This window comes from Actinomadura rugatobispora (assembly GCF_055379765.1).
This window is the reverse complement of sequence record NZ_AP029191.1, coordinates 9,208,790-9,230,407: the sequence shown is the minus strand read 5'-3', so window position 1 is coordinate 9,230,407 and position 21,618 is coordinate 9,208,790. Positions and strand designations below refer to the sequence as shown.

Annotated in this window: 16 protein-coding genes and 1 pseudogene; 6 read left to right on the top strand and 11 right to left on the bottom strand. The window is 69.8% G+C overall.

The window, feature by feature from the left end; all coding sequences use genetic code 11:
* Positions 1-9: 9 nt before the first annotated feature.
* Together ACZ466_RS41580 and ACZ466_RS41575 are read left to right on the top strand one after the other, a co-directional pair.
* Positions 10-1,044 carry a radical SAM protein gene (locus ACZ466_RS41580; protein WP_378286689.1) on the top strand — a complete coding sequence of 345 codons (1,035 nt, stop codon included), beginning with the start codon at positions 10-12 and terminating at the stop codon, positions 1,042-1,044.
* A gap of 17 nt (positions 1,045-1,061) precedes the next feature.
* Positions 1,062-2,381 (top strand): JmjC domain-containing protein, encoded by a 1,320-nt coding sequence (locus ACZ466_RS41575; protein ID WP_378286686.1) that lies wholly within the window; start codon positions 1,062-1,064, stop codon positions 2,379-2,381.
* A 564-nt stretch (positions 2,382-2,945) separates the two neighbouring features.
* Here the strand turns inward: ACZ466_RS41575 and ACZ466_RS41570 are convergent.
* Entirely contained in the window at positions 2,946-3,671 is a 726-nt protein-coding gene (locus ACZ466_RS41570; RefSeq protein ID WP_378286684.1) for an IclR family transcriptional regulator, read from the bottom strand.
* Between the two features lie 342 nt (positions 3,672-4,013).
* Between ACZ466_RS41570 and ACZ466_RS41565 the strand changes: the two genes are divergently transcribed.
* The gene (locus ACZ466_RS41565; RefSeq protein WP_378286682.1) at positions 4,014-4,304 is read left to right on the top strand and encodes a hypothetical protein; all 291 of its coding nucleotides are present in this window, start codon (positions 4,014-4,016) and stop codon (positions 4,302-4,304) included.
* A gap of 100 nt (positions 4,305-4,404) precedes the next feature.
* A complete protein-coding gene (locus ACZ466_RS41560; protein WP_464044044.1) occupies positions 4,405-5,193 on the top strand; it encodes a transposase family protein in 789 nt (262 codons plus the stop codon).
* Between the two features lie 257 nt (positions 5,194-5,450).
* Here the strand turns inward: ACZ466_RS41560 and ACZ466_RS41555 are convergent.
* The 4 genes and pseudogenes from ACZ466_RS41555 to ACZ466_RS41540 form a co-directional block, all read right to left on the bottom strand.
* Positions 5,451-6,696, bottom strand: a pseudogene (locus ACZ466_RS41555) (IS701 family transposase).
* A gap of 145 nt (positions 6,697-6,841) precedes the next feature.
* Entirely contained in the window at positions 6,842-7,201 is a 360-nt protein-coding gene (locus tag ACZ466_RS41550) for a hypothetical protein (RefSeq protein ID WP_378284096.1), read from the bottom strand.
* 65 nt (positions 7,202-7,266) lie between these two features.
* Positions 7,267-7,593 (bottom strand): hypothetical protein, encoded by a 327-nt coding sequence (locus ACZ466_RS41545; RefSeq protein ID WP_378284097.1) that lies wholly within the window; start codon positions 7,591-7,593, stop codon positions 7,267-7,269.
* A gap of 48 nt (positions 7,594-7,641) precedes the next feature.
* Entirely contained in the window at positions 7,642-12,774 is a 5,133-nt protein-coding gene (locus tag ACZ466_RS41540; protein ID WP_378284099.1) for an RHS repeat-associated core domain-containing protein, read from the bottom strand.
* On the opposite strand from ACZ466_RS41540, the gene ACZ466_RS41535 reads away from it, so the two are divergent.
* Positions 12,730-12,840 (top strand): hypothetical protein, encoded by a 111-nt coding sequence (locus ACZ466_RS41535; protein WP_464044043.1) that lies wholly within the window; start codon positions 12,730-12,732, stop codon positions 12,838-12,840. The two genes, ACZ466_RS41540 and ACZ466_RS41535, sit on opposite strands and share 45 nt — an antisense overlap.
* A gap of 42 nt (positions 12,841-12,882) precedes the next feature.
* Here ACZ466_RS41535 and ACZ466_RS41530 read toward each other — a convergent pair whose 3' ends face one another.
* From ACZ466_RS41530 to ACZ466_RS41515, 4 genes are all read right to left on the bottom strand, one after another.
* On the bottom strand, positions 12,883-13,278 hold the full coding sequence (locus ACZ466_RS41530) for an IS3 family transposase (protein ID WP_464041885.1): 396 nt from the start codon (positions 13,276-13,278) through the stop codon (positions 12,883-12,885).
* A 1,161-nt stretch (positions 13,279-14,439) separates the two neighbouring features.
* Positions 14,440-14,640 (bottom strand): hypothetical protein, encoded by a 201-nt coding sequence (locus ACZ466_RS41525; RefSeq protein WP_378284102.1) that lies wholly within the window; start codon positions 14,638-14,640, stop codon positions 14,440-14,442.
* Positions 14,641-14,780: 140 nt separating this feature from the next.
* A complete protein-coding gene (locus tag ACZ466_RS41520; RefSeq protein WP_378284103.1) occupies positions 14,781-16,025 on the bottom strand; it encodes an MFS transporter in 1,245 nt (414 codons plus the stop codon).
* Between the two features lie 103 nt (positions 16,026-16,128).
* Entirely contained in the window at positions 16,129-16,920 is a 792-nt protein-coding gene (locus tag ACZ466_RS41515; protein ID WP_378284104.1) for an alpha/beta fold hydrolase, read from the bottom strand.
* A 149-nt stretch (positions 16,921-17,069) separates the two neighbouring features.
* Between ACZ466_RS41515 and ACZ466_RS41510 the strand changes: the two genes are divergently transcribed.
* The gene (locus tag ACZ466_RS41510) at positions 17,070-17,276 is read left to right on the top strand and encodes a 2TM domain-containing protein (protein ID WP_464041884.1); all 207 of its coding nucleotides are present in this window, start codon (positions 17,070-17,072) and stop codon (positions 17,274-17,276) included.
* A 42-nt stretch (positions 17,277-17,318) separates the two neighbouring features.
* Here ACZ466_RS41510 and ACZ466_RS41505 read toward each other — a convergent pair whose 3' ends face one another.
* On the bottom strand, positions 17,319-20,498 hold the full coding sequence (locus ACZ466_RS41505) for a BTAD domain-containing putative transcriptional regulator (protein ID WP_378284106.1): 3,180 nt from the start codon (positions 20,496-20,498) through the stop codon (positions 17,319-17,321).
* Between the two features lie 175 nt (positions 20,499-20,673).
* Entirely contained in the window at positions 20,674-21,579 is a 906-nt protein-coding gene (locus ACZ466_RS41500; protein ID WP_378284107.1) for a bile acid:sodium symporter family protein, read from the bottom strand.
* Positions 21,580-21,618: the final 39 nt, after the last annotated feature.

Below are 21,618 nucleotides of genomic sequence, written 5' to 3'. Positions count from 1 at the left end.
GATCTTCCGATGGACACCTCGAACGGCCCCGACGACGTCGTCTGGGACGTCACCTACGCGTGTCCGCTGCGCTGCACGCACTGCTACTCCGAGTCCGGCCGCCGCCCGTCCCGGCAGCTCGGACACCAGGACATGCTGCGGGTGAGCGACGCGATCATCTCGCTGCGGCCGAAGATGGTCTCGCTCGCCGGCGGCGAGCCGCTGATCGTGCGCGGCATCTTCGAGATCGCCGAACGGATCTCGCAGGCCGGCATCGCGGTGGTCGTCTACACCGGCGGCTGGACCCTCAGGCAGGACATGCTGGACGAGCGGATCGACCCGCTGCGCGGCATCGCCGTCAGCCTGGACGGGGCCACGGCGCGGACCCACGACCGCATCCGTGGCCGTGCCGGCTCGTTCGACCGCGCCCTCAACGCACTCGGCCTCCTGGACCGTGCCGCGGCGGAACGCGCGGCGCGCGGCGCCAAACCGGTCAAGTTCGGGCTGGAGACGGTCGTCGTGCGCAGCAACTTCGACCACCTCCCGGAGATCTGCGCGACCATCGCGCCGCGCTTCCCCCGGCTGAGCCTGATCACGTTCGGCGCGTGCGTGCCGACGGGACTGGCCACCCGCGAGGGATTCGCCGAGCACGAGCTGCTCACCGATGAGCAGGTCGCGCGGCTCGCCGACCCCGAGTACGCCGGGTGGCTGCAGTCCAAGGCCCCCTCCTCGGTGGAGGTGTCCACGACCGACAACCACCTCGAGATGCTGCACCCCGACCACGTCCGCGACGGGATCGCCCCGCTGACCCTGGTGGTCGAACCCGACGGGGAGGTGCGGGGCATGCCGACCTACGAGGGCACGGTGGGCAACCTGCTGGACGAGCCGGCGTACGTGCTCTGGGAACGCTCGGTCGCCCGATGGACCGACCCGTTCGTGACCGAGACCCTCGAACCCGTGCGGACCATGGCGCAGTGGGCCGCCGCGGCCCGGCGGATCGACTACCACTTCGGCTCCGCCGAGGTACAGGCCCGCATCGACCGCCGCCCGGCCTTCGCCGGATGAACCCGTAAGGAGCACCCATGACAAGGAGGATCGTGGAAGTCCTCTCCGTCGAGACGTCCGAAGCCGGACGCCTCAATGGCAAGGACGTCGTATCGCCGGGTCGGGCACCGGCCCCCCAGGAGCCGCCGTCTCGGACCACCCCACGCCCGGCCGCGGACGCACCCTCGTCGGACCTCGGGCTTGAGGACTGGTTCGCGCCGCACGGGCTCGCCGAGTTCACCGACACCGTTCTCGGCCACCGGCCGTTGTGCACGGGCCCGCGCCCAGAGCTCGCGGCCCGGCTCGCCGACGCGTTCGGCCTCCACTCGGCCGGGGACGTCCTCGCGCTCCGCGACGCGGAGATGTACGCCTGGTTCCCCACGCTCGACGGCGGAACGGCGAGCGCGCCCATCGCCGGCCGGACCGCGCCCCTGTTCCATGCGGGCGGCACGACGATCTACGTCAGGAACATCGCCAGGTTCGCCGCACACGAACGTGCGATGGCGGCGGCGTTCGACATCCCGCGCACCGGCGTGCACTGCCAGCTGTACTGCAACCGGCCCGGTGCCGTCACCACCATGCACTTCGACCCGTCGAGCGTCATCACGGTCCAGCTCTCCGGCCGGAAGACCTGGCGCCTGGCGCCCAACCGGTTCGCGTTGAGCCCGCTCGACGGGTGGGCGCCCGGCAAACCCGTCCATCCGGGCCTGCGCGCGTACACCCATGACGTACCGCCCGCCGAGATGCCCGCCGACGCGGTCACCTACGACCTCGAACCCGGAGCCGTCCTGCACGTTCCGCGCGGCTACTGGCACGAGACGGTCTCCGACCAGGACTCCCTGTCGGTGCACTTCATCATCCACACGCCCGCGCGCCTCCAGGCGATGCTCGCCATCCTGCGCAATGAGCTGATGCAGGACGAGCGGTGGCGCCGCTCGGCCCGCCGCTTCGACGCGCCGGACTCGATCGACCTGCTCGCCGACGACTACGCCGCCCTGCGCGACCTGGTGTCCCGGCTCGACCCGCGCGACGTCGTCCGCGGCCCCGCCCCTACGACCCCATTCGAGGACGAAACGTCCTTCGTCCGGTGCGGTCAGGCAACTCTCGGCGTGGACGGCATCGACGAATCGACGGCACGCGTGACGGTCACCGCCTACGGATTCGGCGACACCGAGGCCACCACCCTCAACGTCGGCACCGACTTCCTCCCGGCCTGCCGCTGGATCGGCGGCCTGCCCATCGGCGCCGCGTTCACCCCGCCGGACCTGCCCGGCCTCTCCACACCCGAGGCGCGGTCGCTCCTGCCCCTCCTCGAACGCGCCCACCTGATCCGCCGCCCCGACGAGCCGAGCCGCTAGATCGAGTGCGCCGGAACTGCGGCCCGTCCGGCGTCTTGGAGATCAACGACGTACAACTCGACCACGTCTGCCTTGGAGCGCGACACCTGGCTCGCGCTCCGTTCCGCCGCGCCCAGGCCGGCGCCGCACCGGCGGGAGCGAGCCCTCGAGCCCGCCCTTGCCGGCCAGCGGGCGCGGCAAAGGGCGCGGTGTCTTCGTGCCGCGTCCAGCTGCATCCGGATGACGCCCAGAACGCGACGACCCGTTTCGGGGTTCAGCTCTGAGGTCCTCCGCATGCTGGGCGTTCGGCGCGGCGACGCCAGTGGACGACGGCCGGAGGATCGCACCCCGCGGGAAGCACACCTTGGGCACCGGCGAGGCCCCGGCCGCCCCGCCCCGGCTCATGCCGTCGCGTCGCACCATTGACCTCACCGCGTCCGGGCTGTGCGTGCCCGCCTGTACCTCCGGTAGGTGCGCCTCGTCACCCGCCCCTCATCCGGAACCGACAAGGGTGCGGCCCGCATGCGGCGGGCTCGCGGCCGGCGCGTCGCCTGCCTGCGGGACGAGGGGTGAGCGCAAGGACGGTCAGCAGTTCTCCATGCCTGCCAGCGGCGCCAGCACGCGCCCGGCGCCGGGAACGCGGCCCAGGTTGGCGCTGATCTTGTCGGCGGTGTCCCGGACGGGAGCGGCCAGCTCCCGCAGCCTCCGCGGCTCCAGGACCACCACTCCGACCGCCGCCACCACCGTCCCGCCCGGCGCGCGCACCGGCGCGGCGACGCACGCCACCGGCACCGCGGTCGTCTCCAGGTCGAAGGCGTACCCGTGATCGCGGGCGTACCGGACGCGCCGGCCCCACTCGGCCCGAGAAGAGCCGCGCGGAACGGTCAATGCGGGCCGGGCGGCGCTGATGACCGCCTCGGTGGCGGTCGCGGGCGGCAGCACCTCTCCAGGACGCAGCGAGATCACCTCATCGGCCCGCCCGAACATCCCGGCCACGGTCACCGCGTCGGCGGACTCCATCACCGCCAGGCAGACGCTGTCACCGGTCGCGGCCGCCAGCCGCCGCACCGGAGCGGCGGCGGCCGAACGCAGCACGGGCGCCGGATCCCACGCCTGCCCCAGGCAGAACGCCCGCACCCCCACCCGATACCGGCCGCCGGGGCCCCGGTGCACGATCCCCAGTCCCACCAGTTGATCCAGCAGCCGGTGCACCGTCGCCTTGGGCACTCCGGTGGCGGCCGCCAGTTCGCTCAGGCCCGCCTCACCGCGCGTCGCCACCTGCTGCAACACCGCGAAAGCGCCCTGCAGCACTCCTCGGCCTCCACCGGAACCCGGCCTGAGGCGCGCACCACCACCGGCTTCATCACCGTGCGGACCGCGGTGGCAACGACGGTTCTCCTCGAGCGCGTCCGACGGTGTCATTGGCCGACCTCCTGGCAAGACGAAAGCTGGCGAACACCAGCGGTTGCACAAGCCTGGGAGCCCTAGAACGATGTCATCTGCGGCAGTCGGCGGACATCGGGGAAATTTCGTATCGTCCCCACAGTTCGAGTGCGGGATTCGCGATGCGACCCCAGAGTCACTCGCCGTGACGAATCCTCAACCGTTCCCACGGGCGGGGAGGGCGCCGTCGCCACTACCGCAGACCGCCTGGTGCCCCATCACGCGACCTTCACAACGTTCGGCAACCCCGACGGGGGGCGGGAAGGGCGAGGCGAACTGCCAGGCGGCGCGAGCTGGGCGTGGCAGGCGAAGTACCTGTTCACCCTCGACAACGATGCGTTCAAGCAGATCGACAAGTCCTGGACCGCCCTGGCGATGTTGGAGGCCGGATCGGTTGGCTCTCAGCCGGCAGCGGCAGCAGAGCCGCGTGACCGGTGGAACGCTTCCTCGTACTCGCGCGGGGGAATGAGCCTTTTTCAGCAGCGGTTTGAGGTGGGCTGATCACAGCATGATCGCGGGCGGCTTGTGGCCCCAAGAAGAGAAGAAGCCCCTGGTAGGACGGTTGATCTCTCACAACCGGCCGTCCACACCAGAGGCTTCCATGCTTTTCTACCGTGCTTCGCTGCCGTTGTCGCGCCGAACCCTGACCTACGCCACCGGCGTGGTCCGCCGCCACCGCAAGGCGATCGGCAGCAAGGGCCGGGCGCTGCCGCCCGACGCCCAAGCCCTGATGACCCTGGTCCACCTGCACAAAGGCGACACCTACGCCGAATTGGCCGCCGGGTTCGGCGTATCGGTCGCCACCGCCTGGCGCTACGTCAACGAAGCCATCGACCTGCTCGCGGCCCGGGCCCCCACGTTGCCCGCCGCGCTGCGCAAAGCGCGCCGCGACGCGCTGCCCTACCTGGTGCTGGACGGCGTCCTGATCGCGATCGACCGGGTCGCCGCCGACCGCCCCTTCTACTCGGGCAAGCACCGCCGACACGGGATGAACCTCCAGGTCATCGCAGGACCGGACGGAACATGGCTGTGGGTGTCGGGGGAACTGCGCGGCGCCGTCCACGATCTGAGGGCCGCGCGGATCTGGGGCATCATCCGGGCGCTGGCCTCCGCCGGGCTGCTCACCCTGGCCGACAAGGCCTACCAGGGAGCCGGTGAACACGTCCTGACGCCCTACAAAGGGCGCGGCAAGCCAGAGTCCCAGAAGGAGGCCAACCGCGCCCACGCACGACTCCGCGGACCGGGAGAGCGAGCAAACGCCCAGCTCAAAGCCTGGAGGATCCTGCGCAAACTCCGGTGCTGCCCCCTCCGCACCGGCCGCATCGCCAAGGCAGTCCACACCTTCACCTCCGCGAGACCGCATCACGTTGAAAATAGCCTCGTTATTTAGCCCATCGGACCCCGGATGACGATGATGCGGAGGGATCGGTGATCGCGTCCAGGTCGGCGAGTCAAGGGCGCGCGGGGTCAAATCCCGCCGTCCCAACCAGCCTTTTCACAGGCCAGAAGGGCTTCAGAGCTTGATTCCGAGGCCTTTTTCGCTCCCGAACCGTATTCGGGAGCCAATTGGGGAGCCACTCGGGACCGCTTGACGGCGTCAAGAGGTCCTGACCTGCCGCCTAGTACTCCAGCCGTAGAAGGTGATCTTTATCGTTTCCGGGTGGATTGTCGCTGGTAGTGGCAGGTGCGGGCGCGGGCTTGGTGGCGTCGCCGCCAGTGCGACCAGTGCAGGCAGTGCGCGGGATCAGGGGCCGTGCGTGAGGTCATGCGGGTCAGTAGCCGCTGGACCCTCGGCCAAAGTGATCGGAGCCAGGTCGGGTTGGTCGCCGAGGCGGGCGCGTTCGGCTGTGGTCACGGCGGCCAGGAAGGCGTGCGCGAGCATGGCGAGGGTGGTCCACCGGTACCAGGATCTCCAGGTGCGGACCTGGTGCTGGTCCAGACCGCACAGGCCCTTGCCGGCCTGGAATGCCTCCTCGATGGTCCAGCGCCGTCCGGTAACCTTCACCAGCGCCGCGACCGGCACCGGGCCGGGCGCGTAGCAGCGGTAGAACGCCAGTTCCCGTGTGCGGCGGTTGCGCCGGATCAGCAGCCACCGGCATCCCGGCCGGTCGGTCCGCCGGTCGGTGTCGACCAGCGCCCAGTCATAAAGACGATGGCCCTTGGCGCCTGCCCCGGCCGACAGTCGCTGCCAGGCCCGCTGGGGAAGGGCGGCGGCCACCTGGTCGGCACGGCGGGCGCCGATGGGCAGGGCGACCCGGTGGGAGGCCGCCACCGCCAGCACATATCCCACGCCGCGTTCCTCCAGCTCATGGCGCAGGGCAGGGTACTGGCCGTAGACCTCGTCGGCGGCCACCCACTCGGCCTGCGTTCCGGCGTCCAGCGCGCGGGCGATCATGCGGCGGGCCAGCTCGCCCTTGGTGGCGAAGGCTCGGTCGGCGGGCACTCGGGCGTCATGGCGTCGCTGGTCGTCGCCGGCCCAGACGTGGGGCAGATACAGCTCCCGGTCGATGAAGGCGTGCCCGGCGTCGGCCGCGTAGGCCAGGAACACCGCGACCTGGCTGTTCTCGATGCGGCCGGCGGTGCCGGTGTACTGGCGTTGCACCCCGGCCGTGCGGGTGCCCTTCTTCAGGTCGCCGGTCTCGTCCACCACCAGCACCGCCCCGGCGCCGGCGAGGCGGGCGGTCACGTACCGGCGCAGATCATCGCGTACGGCGTCGGCATCCCAACTCGCCCGCGACAGCAGATGCTGCATCGCGTCCGGGGTGGCGTGACCGGCGTGCTCAGCCAGCGTCCAGCAGTTCTTGCGCGGCAGCTCGGCCAGCAGCCCCAGCAGCATCGCCCGGGCCGTGCGTCGTGGCTCCACCCGGGTGAATCTGCAGGCCAGATGGCCCATCAGGTCATCGAACATGCTCTGCCAGCGGCCAGGGTCTACGCTGTGGCCAGCGGCCACCGCCCGGTTTTCGTTTGTCCTCACAAACAACGATGATCACGCGGTGGCCGTCCTGCTTCCAAACGCCCTTAACCAGCAAGATCGCGATCTACATCTGGAGCACCAGGAGGCGCCTGTGCAGTGACGTCGAGACCTTTGGCACCCGTAACCCCTCCAACCGCCGTTCCAGGAGCGCGACCTCAAGCAGATCGAAGCTGTCGATGCTCCCCTGGGCCAAGTCTCTCTCGTCCAGGTTCAGCGAGATGCCGCTGAGCTGCAGCACCGTCTCCGGCCGTTCCAGGAGGCGCATCCGCCGCAGTGAAGCGGGAAACGACCGGTACAGCAGCGCCGCGAGCAGTGCCCGGTCCGGACCGGTGAACCGCACCCCCGCCGTGTCCAGTTGGCGCTCCAGCGCCGTGACTTGATGCCGCAATACCGGAATCTCAGCGTCCTTCACCCGATCGGTCAACCGAACACCCGGACGACCGCGAGATTACTGGCGCATTCTGCGCAAACTCCGCAGGACGAGGAGACTCAATCGCCCGTACGCGAAGAGACGAAGAACAGTGCATTATTGACGTCTCCATCAACAGCAATGCCGCCACCATAAAAGCGCCGGAGGGAATTAACGACGAGCGACGCGTAGATCAGTCCTGCTGGAGAGATGACGTCGCCCGGCTCCAGCACTTCAAGCCTGAGCCCGCCATCCGTTCCGATCAGCGAAACGAAAACCGGCTCAAAGAACTCCACAGCAGGCACAGGTAGCCTGAAACCTAGAAGATCGACCGCCCGAGGGGCCGAGATATTCCACGAGAACGACCAGTACCCACCTCTACTCTCCGCCGTAGGCAGCAAGCTCACAGGTATATCGTCCGGCGAATACTTCCGCCCCGATCTCCCATTGCTCAACTACTTATCCCATCTAATATATTCCCAGTCATCTCGGTATCGATTGATAACGTCGAACGCCCCGGGCTTGAACACCCATTCGCCTTCTATGCCTCCCGGCAACAGCAGGCGCCCCTCCTCCAACTCATCGACGACAGAGCGCGGCAGTCTACAAACGATAACACAAACCTCGCCTTGCCCCACGTTCACCCGCTGACCCCAGAAGTGTGCCTGCTGGATGTTTGCTACTGGCTCCGCCGGATCCAACTTGAACGTATGAAAACTTCCAGACCTGCGCGACCCTTTATCATTCTTCCTGAGCGCCGCTTCCGTGACCCCATTGACTTCGATGTCGTCCGCGAACCGTGCACGCGTACCGTGCACGAATTCAACTATATCGTCTGCACAATTGTGTACTAGAACACTTCTCTCACCGCCCTGGACATGGTAGGTGTGATCGATCTCGACGGTGAGGTTGTGGACACGACGCGATTGCTTCCAGGTCTTGGTGGCGGTGATCTGGACGTGGGTGCCGGCGCTGGTGCGAAGCCACATGCCGGGCTTGAGGTCTATTGCCTTGGTCCAGCCGCGGTTGCCTTCGACCCAGAAGGGGTGCTCGTCGGTGGCGGTGATGGTGCCGGTCTTGTCGCCACGGGTGCCGTCGGTGTCGATGGTGATCTTGACGAGGTTCTTCGTGCCTTCGCCCGGGATGAGGGCGGTGACGCGCCGGCCTTGTTCCTTGCCGGTCTCGGGGTCGGCGGCCAGGACCTCGTCACCGACGTCGACGTCTTCGATGGATTTGTAGTTGCCGTCGGCCATGAGTACGGGGGTGCCGGTGACGAAGCTGTTCTTGGTGGTGCATGGACGCAGGCCTCCTGCCAGGAAGTCGCCGGCCTTGCCGGCGAGCTTCCCGCCGACCTTCACCGCGCCGGTACCGCCGCCTGCGACGAGGCTGACGGCGTCGAAGGCGTATTCGCCTGCCTTGAAGGCTCCGGAGTCGGCGTCCAGGCCCACGGGCTTCATGAGGGCGTCCTTGACCCCCGGAATCATCAGGATGGGGCCCAGCGGCGTGGTGGCTCCCATCAAGGCCAGCGACAAACCGGTGGTGAACTCGGTCACCTGTTTGAGCGTCTTCTCCCAGGAGTGCTTGCCTTGGCCGTCGGTGGAGCCCCAGCCGAAGAAGCCGTGGGTGCCTCCACCGCCACCTTCGCCCCCTGAGCCGGATGCCCCCGATCCCCCGGCGGCGGGCGGCCCCTGTGCGGCGGGGCCTTGCGTGCCCACGGGGTCGCCGACCGCGGCCACGGCCTGCTTCCGCAGGTCGGTGAGCGAGCCCTCGGTGTCGCGGACGACATGGTGGGAGGCGCCCGTCCTGCCGGGTGCACGGCCCGGCCCCGTACTGATCCGCTGGCGCTGGTCGGCGTAGCCAGGCCCGCGGACCTTCTGCGGGATGGGAACCGAGACGCGCTGCGCCTTCCGGCGTTCCCGACCCTTGGCAGCGTCGGTACGTGCTTGCTGGGCGCGGTGGCGCGCCGCCGCTACCGCCGCCGCAGACGAGCCACTCCGGGACGGTCCGTGGCCGACACCGCCGCCTCCGCCTCCGCCACCCGAGTTGCCCCCTCCACTGCCACGACGGTCGTTGCAGTTTCCTCCGCACCCGTCGGGCGGATAGTTCGGCGGTTCGGGCTTGACGATCCATCTGTCCGGGCCCGGCCGGAAATGCTGGACGATCCTCTTGATGGCCCTGCCGACGCGGCGTACCAGTCCCCCCAGCGGGATGCCCCAGTGGCCAGTGGGGTCGGTGATGTTCAGCGGGTCGCCGTTGGCGTAGGTGTAGCGGTTGGCGCCGATCGAGCCGCCTGCGGGATCGAGTGTCCAGTCGTCGCGGCTGGTGAAGGCTCCGCTCTTGGGTTCGTACCAGCGGGCGTGCATGTTGACCTGGCCGGTGCCGGGGTCGGTCCAGTCGCCCTGGTAGCCGATCCCCAGTGCCCCGCCCGATCTCGCCATGGGCTGCCCGAATGGTTCGTAGGCGGTGGATTCGGTCACCGAGCCGAGTGTGTTGTCGGGGGCGAAGCCGCCGATCACGTCGCCACGCCGGTCGGAGAGCGTGATGCGCGGGCCGGCGACGCCGCCGGTGGCCAGCAGTCCGCCGGAAGGCCCGCGGGCATAACCGTTGACGCCGTCCCGTACGGGGTCCTTCTCCAGGCCCGCGTAGGAGAGGGCGATGTCGTTGCGCGTGGCGACCCGGTCGAGGGCGTCGTAGGTGTAGGTGGTGTTCCCCGCCGCAAGAAGCCGGTCGAAGGCGTCGAATGTGTAGTCGGTGCCGGTGCCGGTGGCCAGGGTTCCGCGTGGGGTGTAGGCGAAGGTGGCGTTTCCGTCGGTGAGGCGGCGGTTGCGCTCGTCATAGGTGGCGCTGGCAGCGCCGGCTTTGGTGCGGTTTCCGGCGGCGTCCCATTGGCAAAGGGTCTCGGTGCCGTTGTAGGACCAGGAGGTCAGGCGGCCGGCATGGTCGTAGCCATAAGTGTTCTCTCCTGCTCCGGCCAGTCCGGCAGTGGTCTTGCCGGTGAGGCGATCGTTGTCGTCGTAGTTGTAGGTGATCGAGGCGGCGACGCTCCCCTGGCCGTTCTCGAGGGTGTCGGTGACGGGGCGGCCGAGGTCGTCGTAACCGGCGGTACGGAGTCGGCCCGCACCATAATCGATCTTGTTGGGCTGTCCGGCGGGGTTGTATCCGATCGTCTGGGTCGTTCCGGTGATGCCGTCCTGGACGGTCCTGAGGCGGCCGCCGGCATAGCCGAACGTCGCCGCGCCGGACGCGTCGGTTCGGGTGGTCATCTGGCCGTCGCCGTTGTAATCCCAACTCGCCGATCCGGACGGTCCGTCGGCCGACAAGAGCAGGCCCCGGTCGCTATAGCTGTAGAGATTGGTCCCCGTCCCTGAACCGACCTTGGTGAGGCGGCCGGCAGCATCGTAGGCGAGGGTTCGCTCGGCGGTCGGCGACGCTGTGCCGGAGCCAGTCTCGGTGAGCAGCCGCTGGGCCGGGTCGAAAGTGCGCCGCCGGATGATTCCGCCCGGGGCTGTGATCTTGACTGGGTTGCCGGCCTCGTCGTACGAGGTGGTCCAGGTACGGTCGGACGGCTGCGGATGAGCGGCGGTGGCCGGCTCGGTGATCGACTCGGCCAGGCCCAGAGAATTGACCGTGTAGACGGTGGAGTTGCCGCGGCCGTCGGTGAACCTGGTTCGGTTCCCGGCAGCGTCGTAACCGAACGTCGTGGTGATCGACTCGGTGTCGCCAACGGGTTCGACCTGTTTCACCAACCGGCTCAGCGAGTCGTACTGGAAGGTCGTCGAGCGGCCGAACGCATCGGTCGTCCTGGTGGGATTGCCCGACAGGTCGTAGGCGGAGGAACGCTCGCGGAGTCCGGTGCCGTCCGGTTTCAGGTCGGTGGTGCGGACCAGGTCACCGAACGGGTCGTAGGTCAGCCTTGTCGTGCGGTTGAGGGCATCGCTGCTACGGACCTGGCGGCCCGCGTGGTCGTAACCGACCTGGCTCGTGACTCCCGCGCCGTCAACGGTTTTGGTCAGCTGACCCAGGGTGTCGTAAGTGCTGGTGGTGGTGACACCGGTCGGGCTGGTGGTGGTCAGCAGGTTGCCCACGTCGTCATAGCCCGCTCGGCTCGTGTACGCGGCCGGCGTCGGGCGTCGCTCGATGCGAGTGCTGGTCACAGGACGCCCGAGGTCGTCATAGGTCGCTTCGGTGCGGGCGCCGGTGGGGTCGATGGTGGACAGGACCTCGCCGGTGCGGGTGTAGGTGTACCTCCACTGAACGCGATCGTCGTTGGACGTGTGCGGCTCGTCCACGGTGTTGACGCGTCCGAGCCGGTCATAGCTGTAGCGGACGTCGTTCTGCCGGGGATCGACGACCTTGCTGACGCGCCCCAGCGGGTCGTAGTGCGTGACCGTCGTCGGAGTGAGTTGGGTCGTGGATCCCGGTGGGCTGTAGGCGGGGGCGATCTGCTTGACCGGTTGACCAAGGCGGTCGTACTCGGTGCGACTGGTATTGCCGTTGGGGTCCTTGACCTCGGTCTGCTCGTCGAAGGCGTTGTAGCCGGCGACCGTTTCGGGGCGGGCGGTGGCGGGCTGGCCGCCGTTGTTCTCCACCGCGACGGGTGGGGAGGTCGTCTTGATGAGACGGCCGAGTTCGTCGTTGGTGTAGGTGGTGGTGAAGGCGGTCTTGTCAGCACCCGGGGCGTTGCCGCGGGGGTCGGTGACGGCGGTGAGCAGGTCGCGTTGGTCGTAGGCGTAGCCGGTGACCCTGCTGGTGGTGCCGTCGGTGACGGTGGCGGTGGTCATGCGGCCGGGGCCGTCGTAGGTGTAGTCGACGCTGTCGCCGACGGCGGGGGTCGCCCAGGTCACGTTGGACGCGTTGCCGGAGCGGGTCTCCTTGGTGACGTTGCCGGCCGCGTCGTACCGGTAGGCGAGCCGGCGGTTCAGTCTTCCCGGGTCGAGTGTGGCCGACTCCAGGCGGCCGACCCTGTCGTACACGTTCTCGACGACCGTCATACCGTTGGCGCTGGTCTGCCTGGTGGGGTTAACGGCGCCGTCGTGCTCGATGGTGGCCTGGATGTAGTCGCGCTTGGTTTCGTCGGGGTTGCGGAAGTCGCGCAGGATCGTGCTCTTGGGCAGGCCGTCGCCGTAGTAGGTGTAGTCGACCTTGCGGCCCATGGCGTCGATGTCACTGGCCAGGCGGCCGGCGTAGTCGTAGAGGTAGCGGTTGACGACCAGGTAGTCACCGGTGCCGGGGGCGCCTTCGGGGTCTCCGTCGAAGTCGCGCAGCCGAACTTCGGCGAGGGAGTTGCGCGAGGTGTAGGCGTATTCGTAGCGGTTGTCGGCGGCGTCGACCATCGCGACCACGTTGCCGAAGCGGTCGTAGTCGTAGGCGGTCTCGTGGTCGTGGGCGTCGGTGACCTTCTCGACCCGGTTGTAGAGGTCGTAGTCGTAGGTGGTGACGCGGGGTTCGCCGTCGGCGACGGTGTCGGAGACCTGGTCCTTGACCACATTGCCGTCGGCGTCAACCGGCAGCGCTGGAAGACCCGCATCGAGCTCGCGAATGCGATCTTCGAATACCTGGAGATCTTCCACAACCGCCGACGCCGCCACAGCGCGCTCGGGATGCTCAGCCCGGTGGAGTACGAAAGACTCCACTCAGCCCAGCAACTGGCATGAGATTCCGGTAACGCGACACCACGGAACTCGGGGCACATCACTCTAGGTTGTGACTGGACCTGCGGTTCTGTGTGGTTGTTGAAGTAGTCGGCCTCGTATTCGTCGGGTGGGGCGTAGCCGCGCGTAGGTGCCTGTCGTCGCGCACGGTGGTCCCGACCTTGCGGCCGCGGCGGGCGCCATGCAGGCCAAGTTCGCGCACCAGGCGTTCCACCGTGCAGCGCGCCACCCGGTGGCCTTGCGTTGCAGCTGCCGCCAGACCTTGCGGGCGCCGTAGACCCGGTAGTTGTCCTGGTGGATGCGTGTGATCTCGGTCTTGAGCCGCTCGTCGCGGACCGCCCGGGCCGAGGCCGGACGCGACTTGGCGGCGTAGTAGGTGGAGGGGGCGATCTTGGTGCCGTGCGCGCTGAGGACACGGCAGATCGGCTCGACCCCGAACACCTTCCTGAACGCGATCAGTACTTGTGTGGCCGGTCGAGCTCGGCCGCGAAGAAACCCTCCGCGGCCTTGAGGATCTCGTTCGCCCGCTTCAGCTCGGCGTTCTCGCGCTGAGCCGCTTGAGCTCCGCTGATTCCCCGGTCGTGGTCCCCGGCCGGGCGCTGGCGTCGACCTCGGCTTTACGCACCCAGCTGCGCACCGTGCTTGACGCCCAGCCTGGCCGCGACGGCCTTCATCGCCGACCACTCGGTCGGATAGTCCGGCCGAACCTCGGAAACCATACGGACCGCACGATTGCGCAGCTCAGGGGGATAACGGGACGGACGGCCATGACTCGATCCTCTCAGGGAATCGAGCCTCCACCCGACCCTGTGCGCAGCCGGATCCGGGGGCCCGGATCCGGTCGACCAGGTAGGACGACATCCCGGGGGCGAGGGAGAGCGCCGCCTGCCCGGCCGAGTTGGCGCCGCCGACGACCGCGACCGGATGGTCTCCGTATCCGCGGACGTCCAGATCGGTCGCCGCGTGGTGGATGCAGCCCCGTTTCTCGAAGGCCGCCCAGCGGGGCACGTCGAGGCGCCGGTAGCGGCGATCACCGCGCGGGCCTCGATCCGGGTGCCGTCGTCCAGCAGGACGGCCGGCCGGCGCCCGTCGGCGAGGTCGAGGCCCGCGGCCTCGCTGGATCCGCACGCCGGACTTGAGCGCCTGCACCATGGCCGGCCGGGCCAGGGCCTCCCCGCTGATCCCGTGCGGGAAGCCGAGGTAGTTCTCGATCCGGGCGCTCTTGGCGGCCTGCCCGCCGCGGCCTAGCAGCACGGTGGCGGGGCCTCGGAGGCGCCGTAGACGGCGGTGGCCAGCGCGGCGGGCTGGGGCCTCCGGAACGGCAGGTGAGACCGAGGGCCTGCGCGATCGTCCCGGGCGTCGCGCGGCGCAGCACCGCGCCGTGCAGGACGGCGGCTGGTAGATCGTCTTCGTCGAGCCCCTCGGTCCGCATCAGGGCGAGGCCGGAGACCGAGGTGGCGTCGAGCCAGAAGATCGGCAGGAGCAACTGCTCCAGGTACGCGCGCAGTTCCAACGAAGTGCCCGTACCGGGTGAGCCGACGATCTCCAGGGCGCTGCCGCCCGCGGACCGGATGGTCTCGCGCCGTTCCCGGAATACCTCGATCAGGGTGTCGGCGTGCTCGGCGAGGGCACGGCGCAGCGTCGCCGGTCTGATCCGGACGACCGTCCCGGCGGATTCCCCCGCGCGGTCAGATAGACGTTCTGGCCGGTGAGGAGGTTGAGCTCGCCGAGGATGTCGCCGGGGCCTCCCTGGTAGATCGGGCGCTCCGGCTCGATCGCGGTCGCGTCCCTGACCAGATCCACGACCACTGTCCAGAGCAGGAAGAAGTCGTAGGAGGCGTACTGGTTCCGGCCGGACTCGGCCCGCCCGCCAGCGGAACTGCTCCTCGTCCAGGACGGGCCCGCCCTGCGTGTCGTCGTTCATGAGCGCTCCCTTCCTCGGGTCAGGCCGCGACGGCGAGCCGCGACGTCCGCCGCGTGCGTACGGCGGTCATGGTGTAGAGGAGCAGGCCGGCGGCGGTGAGGACGAACCCCGCCCAGACCGTCGAGAGGGTTCCCCAGCCGGCGGCGAGGGTGACCGCCCCGCCGATGGCGCCGAGGGAGTTGGCCAGGTTGAGTGCGGCGAGGTTGAGCGCCCCCATCAGGGTCGGAGCGTCCGGTGCGGCGGCCGTCAGCCGGACCTGGATGGTGGGGATCGCGAACATCATGGTGGCGCCGACCCCGAACAGGCATGGCATCAGGACGAGCAGATGCGTCCCGGCGGCTCCGATGAGCACCAGGAGGGCCAGGGCACCGCCGTAACCCCAGATCAGGCCACGGTGTTCGAAACGGTCGGCCACCTGCCCGCCGAGCTGGTTGCCGGCCGCCATGCCGAGGCCGAAGACGGCCAGGGCGATCGGGATCAGCGCGGGATCACGCTTGGCCGCGTCGGTGACGAAGGGGCCGATGAAGGTGTAGACGGCGAAGATGCTGGAGATCCCGAGCGACGCGACGGCGACCATCAGCCAGACGTTGAGCCGGCGGAGCCCGTCCAGCTCGTTCCGGACGGAGCCGCCGCGGAGATCGTCGGTGCGGGGCAGCCAGGCCACCAGTGCCGCGCCGGCGGCCAGGCCGACGGCGACCACGGTCCAGTACATCGCGCGCCAGCCGGCCTGCTGGCCGATGAAGGTGCCGAGCGGCGATCCGACGATGGTGGCGATGGTGAGTCCGCCCATCACGGTGGCGAACGCCTTGCCGCCCCGGCCGGGGCCGTACACGTAGGCGGCGACGACGGCGCCGGCGCCGAAGAAGGCGCCCTGCACGCCGCCGGTGACGAACCGGAAGACGATGAGCAGCGCGACGTTCGGCGCGAGCGCCGACAGCGCGTTGCCGGCGAGAAAGAGGCCGATCAGGCCGAGCAGCAGCGTGCGCCGGTTGACCCGGGCGGCGAGCAGGGTGATCGCCGGCGAGCCGACCACCACACCGATGGCGTAGGCGGTGATGGCGTAGGTGGCGACGGGGAGTGACACGTCCAGGTCGGAGGCGAACAGCTGGATGATCCCGTTGCTGCCGAACTCACCGGTGCCGATCGCGAAGGTGCCCAGCGCCAGAGCGGCCAGCGCCGCCTTGGGACTTCCCTTGGGTTTCGCGTCCGCGCGGTGCCGTTTCTCCTCCAGGACGCACTGTCCTCCGTACGCTTGTTCATGCACGTCGTCTCCTTCAGCGTCATCCGGCCGCCGGTATTCCAGTAGCCGACGGCCCGGGTCACCATGTCGGCGACGGCCCGTTCGGACGTCGCCGACTGCGCGCGGGTCAGCGCGCCGCGCGCCGGATCAGGTCGGCGGCGGCCTCGGGCTGGGAGATCATCGCAACGTGCGAGGCGGTGACCTCGACGCTCTTGGCCCCTGCCCGCTCTGCCATGAACCGCTGTGCGGCGGCGGGGAGCACCTGGTCCTTACGGGCGACGAGGTAGTAGGACGGGATCGTCTTCCACGCCGGAGCACCGGACGGCTCCCCGAGCGTCCGGGTGTCGGCGGGACGCTGGCCGGCCTGCATCAGCTCCGCGGTCCGCCGCGGCACGTCGCCGGCGAAGACGTCGCGGAAGAACTCCTTCTTGATGTAGCCGTCGACCAGGCCGCCGCCGTGGGGGCGGAAGTCCAGCGCCTCCTCGTTGAGCCTGCTCCCGGGGAACTTGGTCTGCAGGCCCAGGAGCGTCTCCCCTTCGTCGGGCATGAACGCCGCCACGTAGACCAGCGCCTTCACGTTGGGGTTCCCGGCGGCGGCGTTGGTGATGACGATCCCGCCGTAGGAGTGCGCGGCCAGGACGATCGGGCCGCTGAGCGTCGCCAGGACGCTGGCGAGGTAGGCCGAGTCGGAGGACACGCCGCGCAGCGGGTTCGCGGGCGCGATGACCGGATGGCCATCGTGGATGAGGCGGGCCGCGACGTCGTTCCAGCCCGACGCGTCGGCGAACGCGCCGTGGACGAGGACCACGGTCGGCTTGGGCTTGCCGGCCGGGCGGGCCTGCGCCGGGGCCGCGGCCGCGAGCAGGGCTCCGGTGGCGGCGACGGTGGATCCGGCGAGTACCGATCTGCGAGTGGGCATCGAGGTGCCTTTCAGGAACGACGCGTTCGTCTCTCGGACGCAGGACGATCGTCGGTCCGCGGACTTGACGATCGCTGAACGGCCGGTTCACTCGTCGTCCAGTGCCGTTCCCTAGCGTGCGGGCCATGCGAACCACGGAACCTGCGGGCATGCGAACGCCGAGCAAGAACGCTCAGAAATGGGGCTTCCGGGCCGACTTCATCGCCTACGTCGTGGGCGTCGCGGCCCAGATCGTGGTGTGGTGGCTCGTCACCCCGGAACACTTCTTCTGGCCGCTGTGGTCGATGATCGGCTGGGGCGTCGGGCTGGGCTTCCATGCCTGGGCGGTGTACCGGCCGTCCCGACCCGGGATCTGACCTCAGGCCGCCCTGATCGTGCCGGCCGCGCCGTCCTGTTCGCTACCCGTGGTTCTCGCTGGGCGCCGAAGCCGCCGCCGTGGTGAGACGGCCAGGAACCGGGTCGAGACCGTCCAGGAGTTCCTGGGCGCGCCGGGCGAAGAGGTGGGTCTCGTGCTCGGCCGACCAGTCGCGGGCGGCTTCGGTGGCGGCCCTCACCACGTGGACGGGTTCGCCGCGGGCCTGGAGCAGGCGTGCCCGCAGCAGCCGGACCAGGCCCTCCGCGTAGCGCTGGCCGTGGGCCTCCAGAGCCCGGTCCGCCCGGTCGAGGGCGTTCTCGGCCCGGTCCGGCACGCCGGCGGCCAGCCACATCTCGGCGATCAGCGCGAGGTGGTAAGCGATGCCGAAGCGCGGCGGGTCGGTCAGGGTCGAGGCCAGGAGCAGTTCGGCCTCCTCCGAGATCCCGATCGGGTCGTCGCCGGTGAGGGCACGCGCCCAGTACCAGTCCAGCCTGACATAGTGCTCCTGCTGGATGGCGAGGCGGCCGGTGCCCACGGCGATCCATCGGTCGACCACCCGGATCACCCAGGCGGCATCACCCGCCATGGAAGCGATCATGGTCATGTAGTAGGCCCACGTCGCGACGGCATACCCGTCGGCCGGGCCGTTCCATCTGTCGATCATGGCGGCGGCGGCTTCGACGTCGCCGTGCAGCGCGGTCACGACGGCTTGCCAACCCGGCCACTCGCCCGAGACGTCGCGCCGGATCGGGGTGTCGTCCCGCTCGGGGGAAGCCGCCCCCTCGCGGATGGCGCGGTCGTTGTCGCCGAAGGACCGGTAGGCCGCGCCGATGTCGCCGACGTCCCACTGGTGCAGGCCCAGGGCCTGCCGACCGTACACCTGGACGACCGGATCGCTGGACGCCCTGCCCTGCTCGGACAGCCGGCGGACCAGGTCCTCCCGGTTCCACTCCAAGAAGGTGTAGGCCCCGAAGAGGCGGGCGAACAGGAGGCCCGCGGCCTCGGCGTCCCGGCCGAGCCGGCGGGCCAGCTGTTCCGCCCGCTCCAGCAGGTCGAACGTCGTCCCGCCGTATCCGGCCTGCCGCCGCGGGGCGATGGCGAGCAGCGAGAGCGCCGACAGCTCCAGTTCCGGGAGCCCCGCCGTCCGGGCGATCTGGGCGGCCTCCTGCAGGTACCGGTCGGCGGCGGCGAAGGCGAACTTGGCCGTCGCCCGCCGGCCCGCACGCTTCATCGCCTCCGCCGCGCGGACCGGGTCGGCGAGAGGACCCGCCGCTCCCAGGTGGTGGGCGAGCCGTTCGGTGACGGCCTCATCGTCGACGTCGCCGTCCTCGAGCGCGTCCGCGATGCGCAGGTGCAGCCTGATGGCCTGCTGGTGCGCCATCGTCTCGGTGACGGACTCGCGGACCAGGTCGTGCGAGAAGCGCAAGGAGAACGGGTCATCCGGCCTCGGCTCCAGCATGCCGAGCGCACGCAACGGATCGAGGAGTTCGAGGCATGTCGCGACGTCGATCCCGGCCACGCTCGCGAGCAGCCGGAGCTCGGCGTCGCGGCCGATGAGCGCGGCGATCCGCAGCAGCTCACCCGCGTCGGGGTCGAGGTCGGCCATCCGATCGCGAACGACGTCGCGGACCGTGGACGGCACCCCGATCCGGGACGTGCCATCGCCGAGCCCGCCGCCGTCGTCGTGGAGAAGCCGTGACAGTTCGCGGACGAAGAACGGGTTGCCGGCGGTACGGGCATGGATGTCGCGGGCGACGTCCGCGTCCGGTTCACGGCCGGTCTCGCGGCGGATCAGCTCGGCGACGTCGTCCGGGCCGAGCGGGCCGAGCCCGATCCTGCGGTGGCCGGGCAGCCGGCTGACGGCCGCCAGGACCCGGGAGAGGTCGGAGCCCGGTACGGGCGCCCGGTCGCGGAGCGAGCCGATCATCGCGGAACGGGCCGGCAAACGGCCGGCCAGATGGCCGAACAGCTGGAGCGAGGTGGCGTCGGCCCACTGGAGGTCATCGACGATGAGCAGCAGAGGCTGCTGGGCGGCGGCCTGACCGATGACGCCGACGACCTGCTCGAACAGGCGGAACTGACCGCGGCTGCCGGTGAGCACGGGCGGGGTGCCGTCGGGTGAGCCCAGCAGGACGCCGAGATCGCTGCTCCTCCACTTCTCGCGTGCCTGCGCCGGCAGGATGTCGAGCACGAGGGTGAGCGTCTGTTCCCACGGCCACATCGCGGGCGCTCCGTCGCCTTCCAGACACGCGGCCCAGACGACGAGCGCGCCGCGCCGTCCGGCGTCGGCGGCGGCCTCCTCCAGGAGGCTGCTCTTGCCGACACCCGGTTCGCCTTCGACGATGCCGAGCCCGGTACGGCCGTTCAGGGCGTCCTGCACGGCCTGCCGCAGCACCGCGAGCTCCTCGGTCCGCCCGACCAGACCGGAACCTCCGCTCTCGGGAGCCCGGTTCATCGCCGGGGAGGACGTCGAGGCCTGTGTGAGCACGCGCAGGTGCGCGGCTCGCAGCGCCGGACCCGGTTCGATGCCGAGTTCCTCGCTGAGGCGGTCCCGGAACGCGCCGAAGGCCGACAGCGCCTCGGCCTGACGGCCCGCCGCGCCGAGCGTCGAGACGAGTGCGGCCTGGACGGGTTCGTGGAACGGCTCCATCCGCGCGGCAAGGTGCAGCGCGGGGAGCACTCGGTCCGGTCGGCCCAGCGACACGGCCAGATCCGCGGCGGCGGTGCAGGCCGAAAAGAACTCCTCGTCGATGGCCGAGAAGACTGCCATCGCGGCCGTTGCGTGGGCGAATCCGTCCCCCGCAGGCCCCCGCCAGAGTCCGAGCGCCTCGACGTAGTGGTCGAGCGCCCGCTCGTCCTGCCCGTGGGCCAGGCTCGCCGCCGCGGCCTTGAGGAGTTCTCTGAAAGCGACCAGATCCAGGGCGCCGGGACCGGCGCTGAGCACATACGCGTTGCCCCTGCGCTGCAGGTAGGAGCTGGTTCCCCGGGCGCCGATCGCGGGTTCGAGCAGACGGCGCAGGCCGCCGACGTACTTGTGGATGACGTTGAGCGCGCTGGCGGGCGGGTCGTCACCCCAGATCAGATCGATCAGTTCACTCGTCGTGACCGGCTGGCCGACGCCGGCGAGGAGCAGCGCCAGCAGATAGGCCTGTTGCCGTGGGCCGACGTCCTGCTCGGCTCCGTCGCGCCATACGCGCAGCGGGCCGAGGATCCGCAGCCGCACCGGACCGGCCCCCGACGACGCATCAACGTGGGCTCGGATCGGTGGGTTGGGCACGACCACGCCGTTCGACCCCCGGATGGACGACAGATCACTCATTATGGGCCGACCGTCACAACCGGGTCCAGCCTGACCGTACGGCCGGGTCAGCCGTACGGCGAGTGATCGTCCGAGGGGGTCAGCCGGCTTCCTCCACCGGAGTGCGCCCGACAAGAACGGGCTCGCGGACATCACGGCGCGTGATCAGACGTCCGAACCCGGCCGCTGTGAAGAACATGACAATGCCGTAGACCACGGCCGGGAGAGCCATCTCCGCGTTGTTCAACAGCGTCGGGCCGAGCGCGATCGTCATGGCGAAGCCGGTGTTGTGAATGCCGATCTCGAACCCGGCCGCGGCGGCGTCCCGGTGACCGGCTCCGACGAAGCGGGGCACACCATAGCCGACCAGCAGGCTCACGACGTTGAAGGCCAGCACGGCCGGGCCGACCGAACCGAAGGAATCGGCGAGGCCGTTCCGCTGGCCGTACAGGACCGTGGAGATGACCACGACCAGGACCAGGATGGACAGCACCCGCGCCGGGCGGTCCAGCCATCGCGCCACCCGGGGAGCCCGCGCGCGCACGAGCATCCCGATCGCGACCGGCACGAGCACGATCGTCAGAACCTGGATCACCTTGCCGGTCTGGAGCCCGACCTCGGCGCCGCCGGCCAGGAAGTACGCCGTCGACAGGTTGACCACAATCGGCAAGGTGATCACGACCAGCACCGAGTTGATCGCGGTGAGCGTGACGTTCAGCGCGACGTGCCCGCCGAACAGATGGCTGTACAGGTTCGCCGTGGGGCCGCCCGGCGACGCGGCCACCAGCATCAGACCCACCGCCAGTTCGGGAGGAAGCCGGAACGCCAGGACCAGGCCGAAGCAGATCACCGGCAGGACGACGATCTGGCACAACAGCGCGGCAGCGGCCGCGCGCGGATGGCGCCCCACCCGCAGAAAGTCATCAACGGTCAACCCGAGGCCCAGGCCCAGCATGACGACGCCGAGGGCGTAGGGCAGACCTGCCGCGACCAGCTCGGAGACCATGTACATCGCCCCAATCAGCCCATGATGATTCAACTCCCG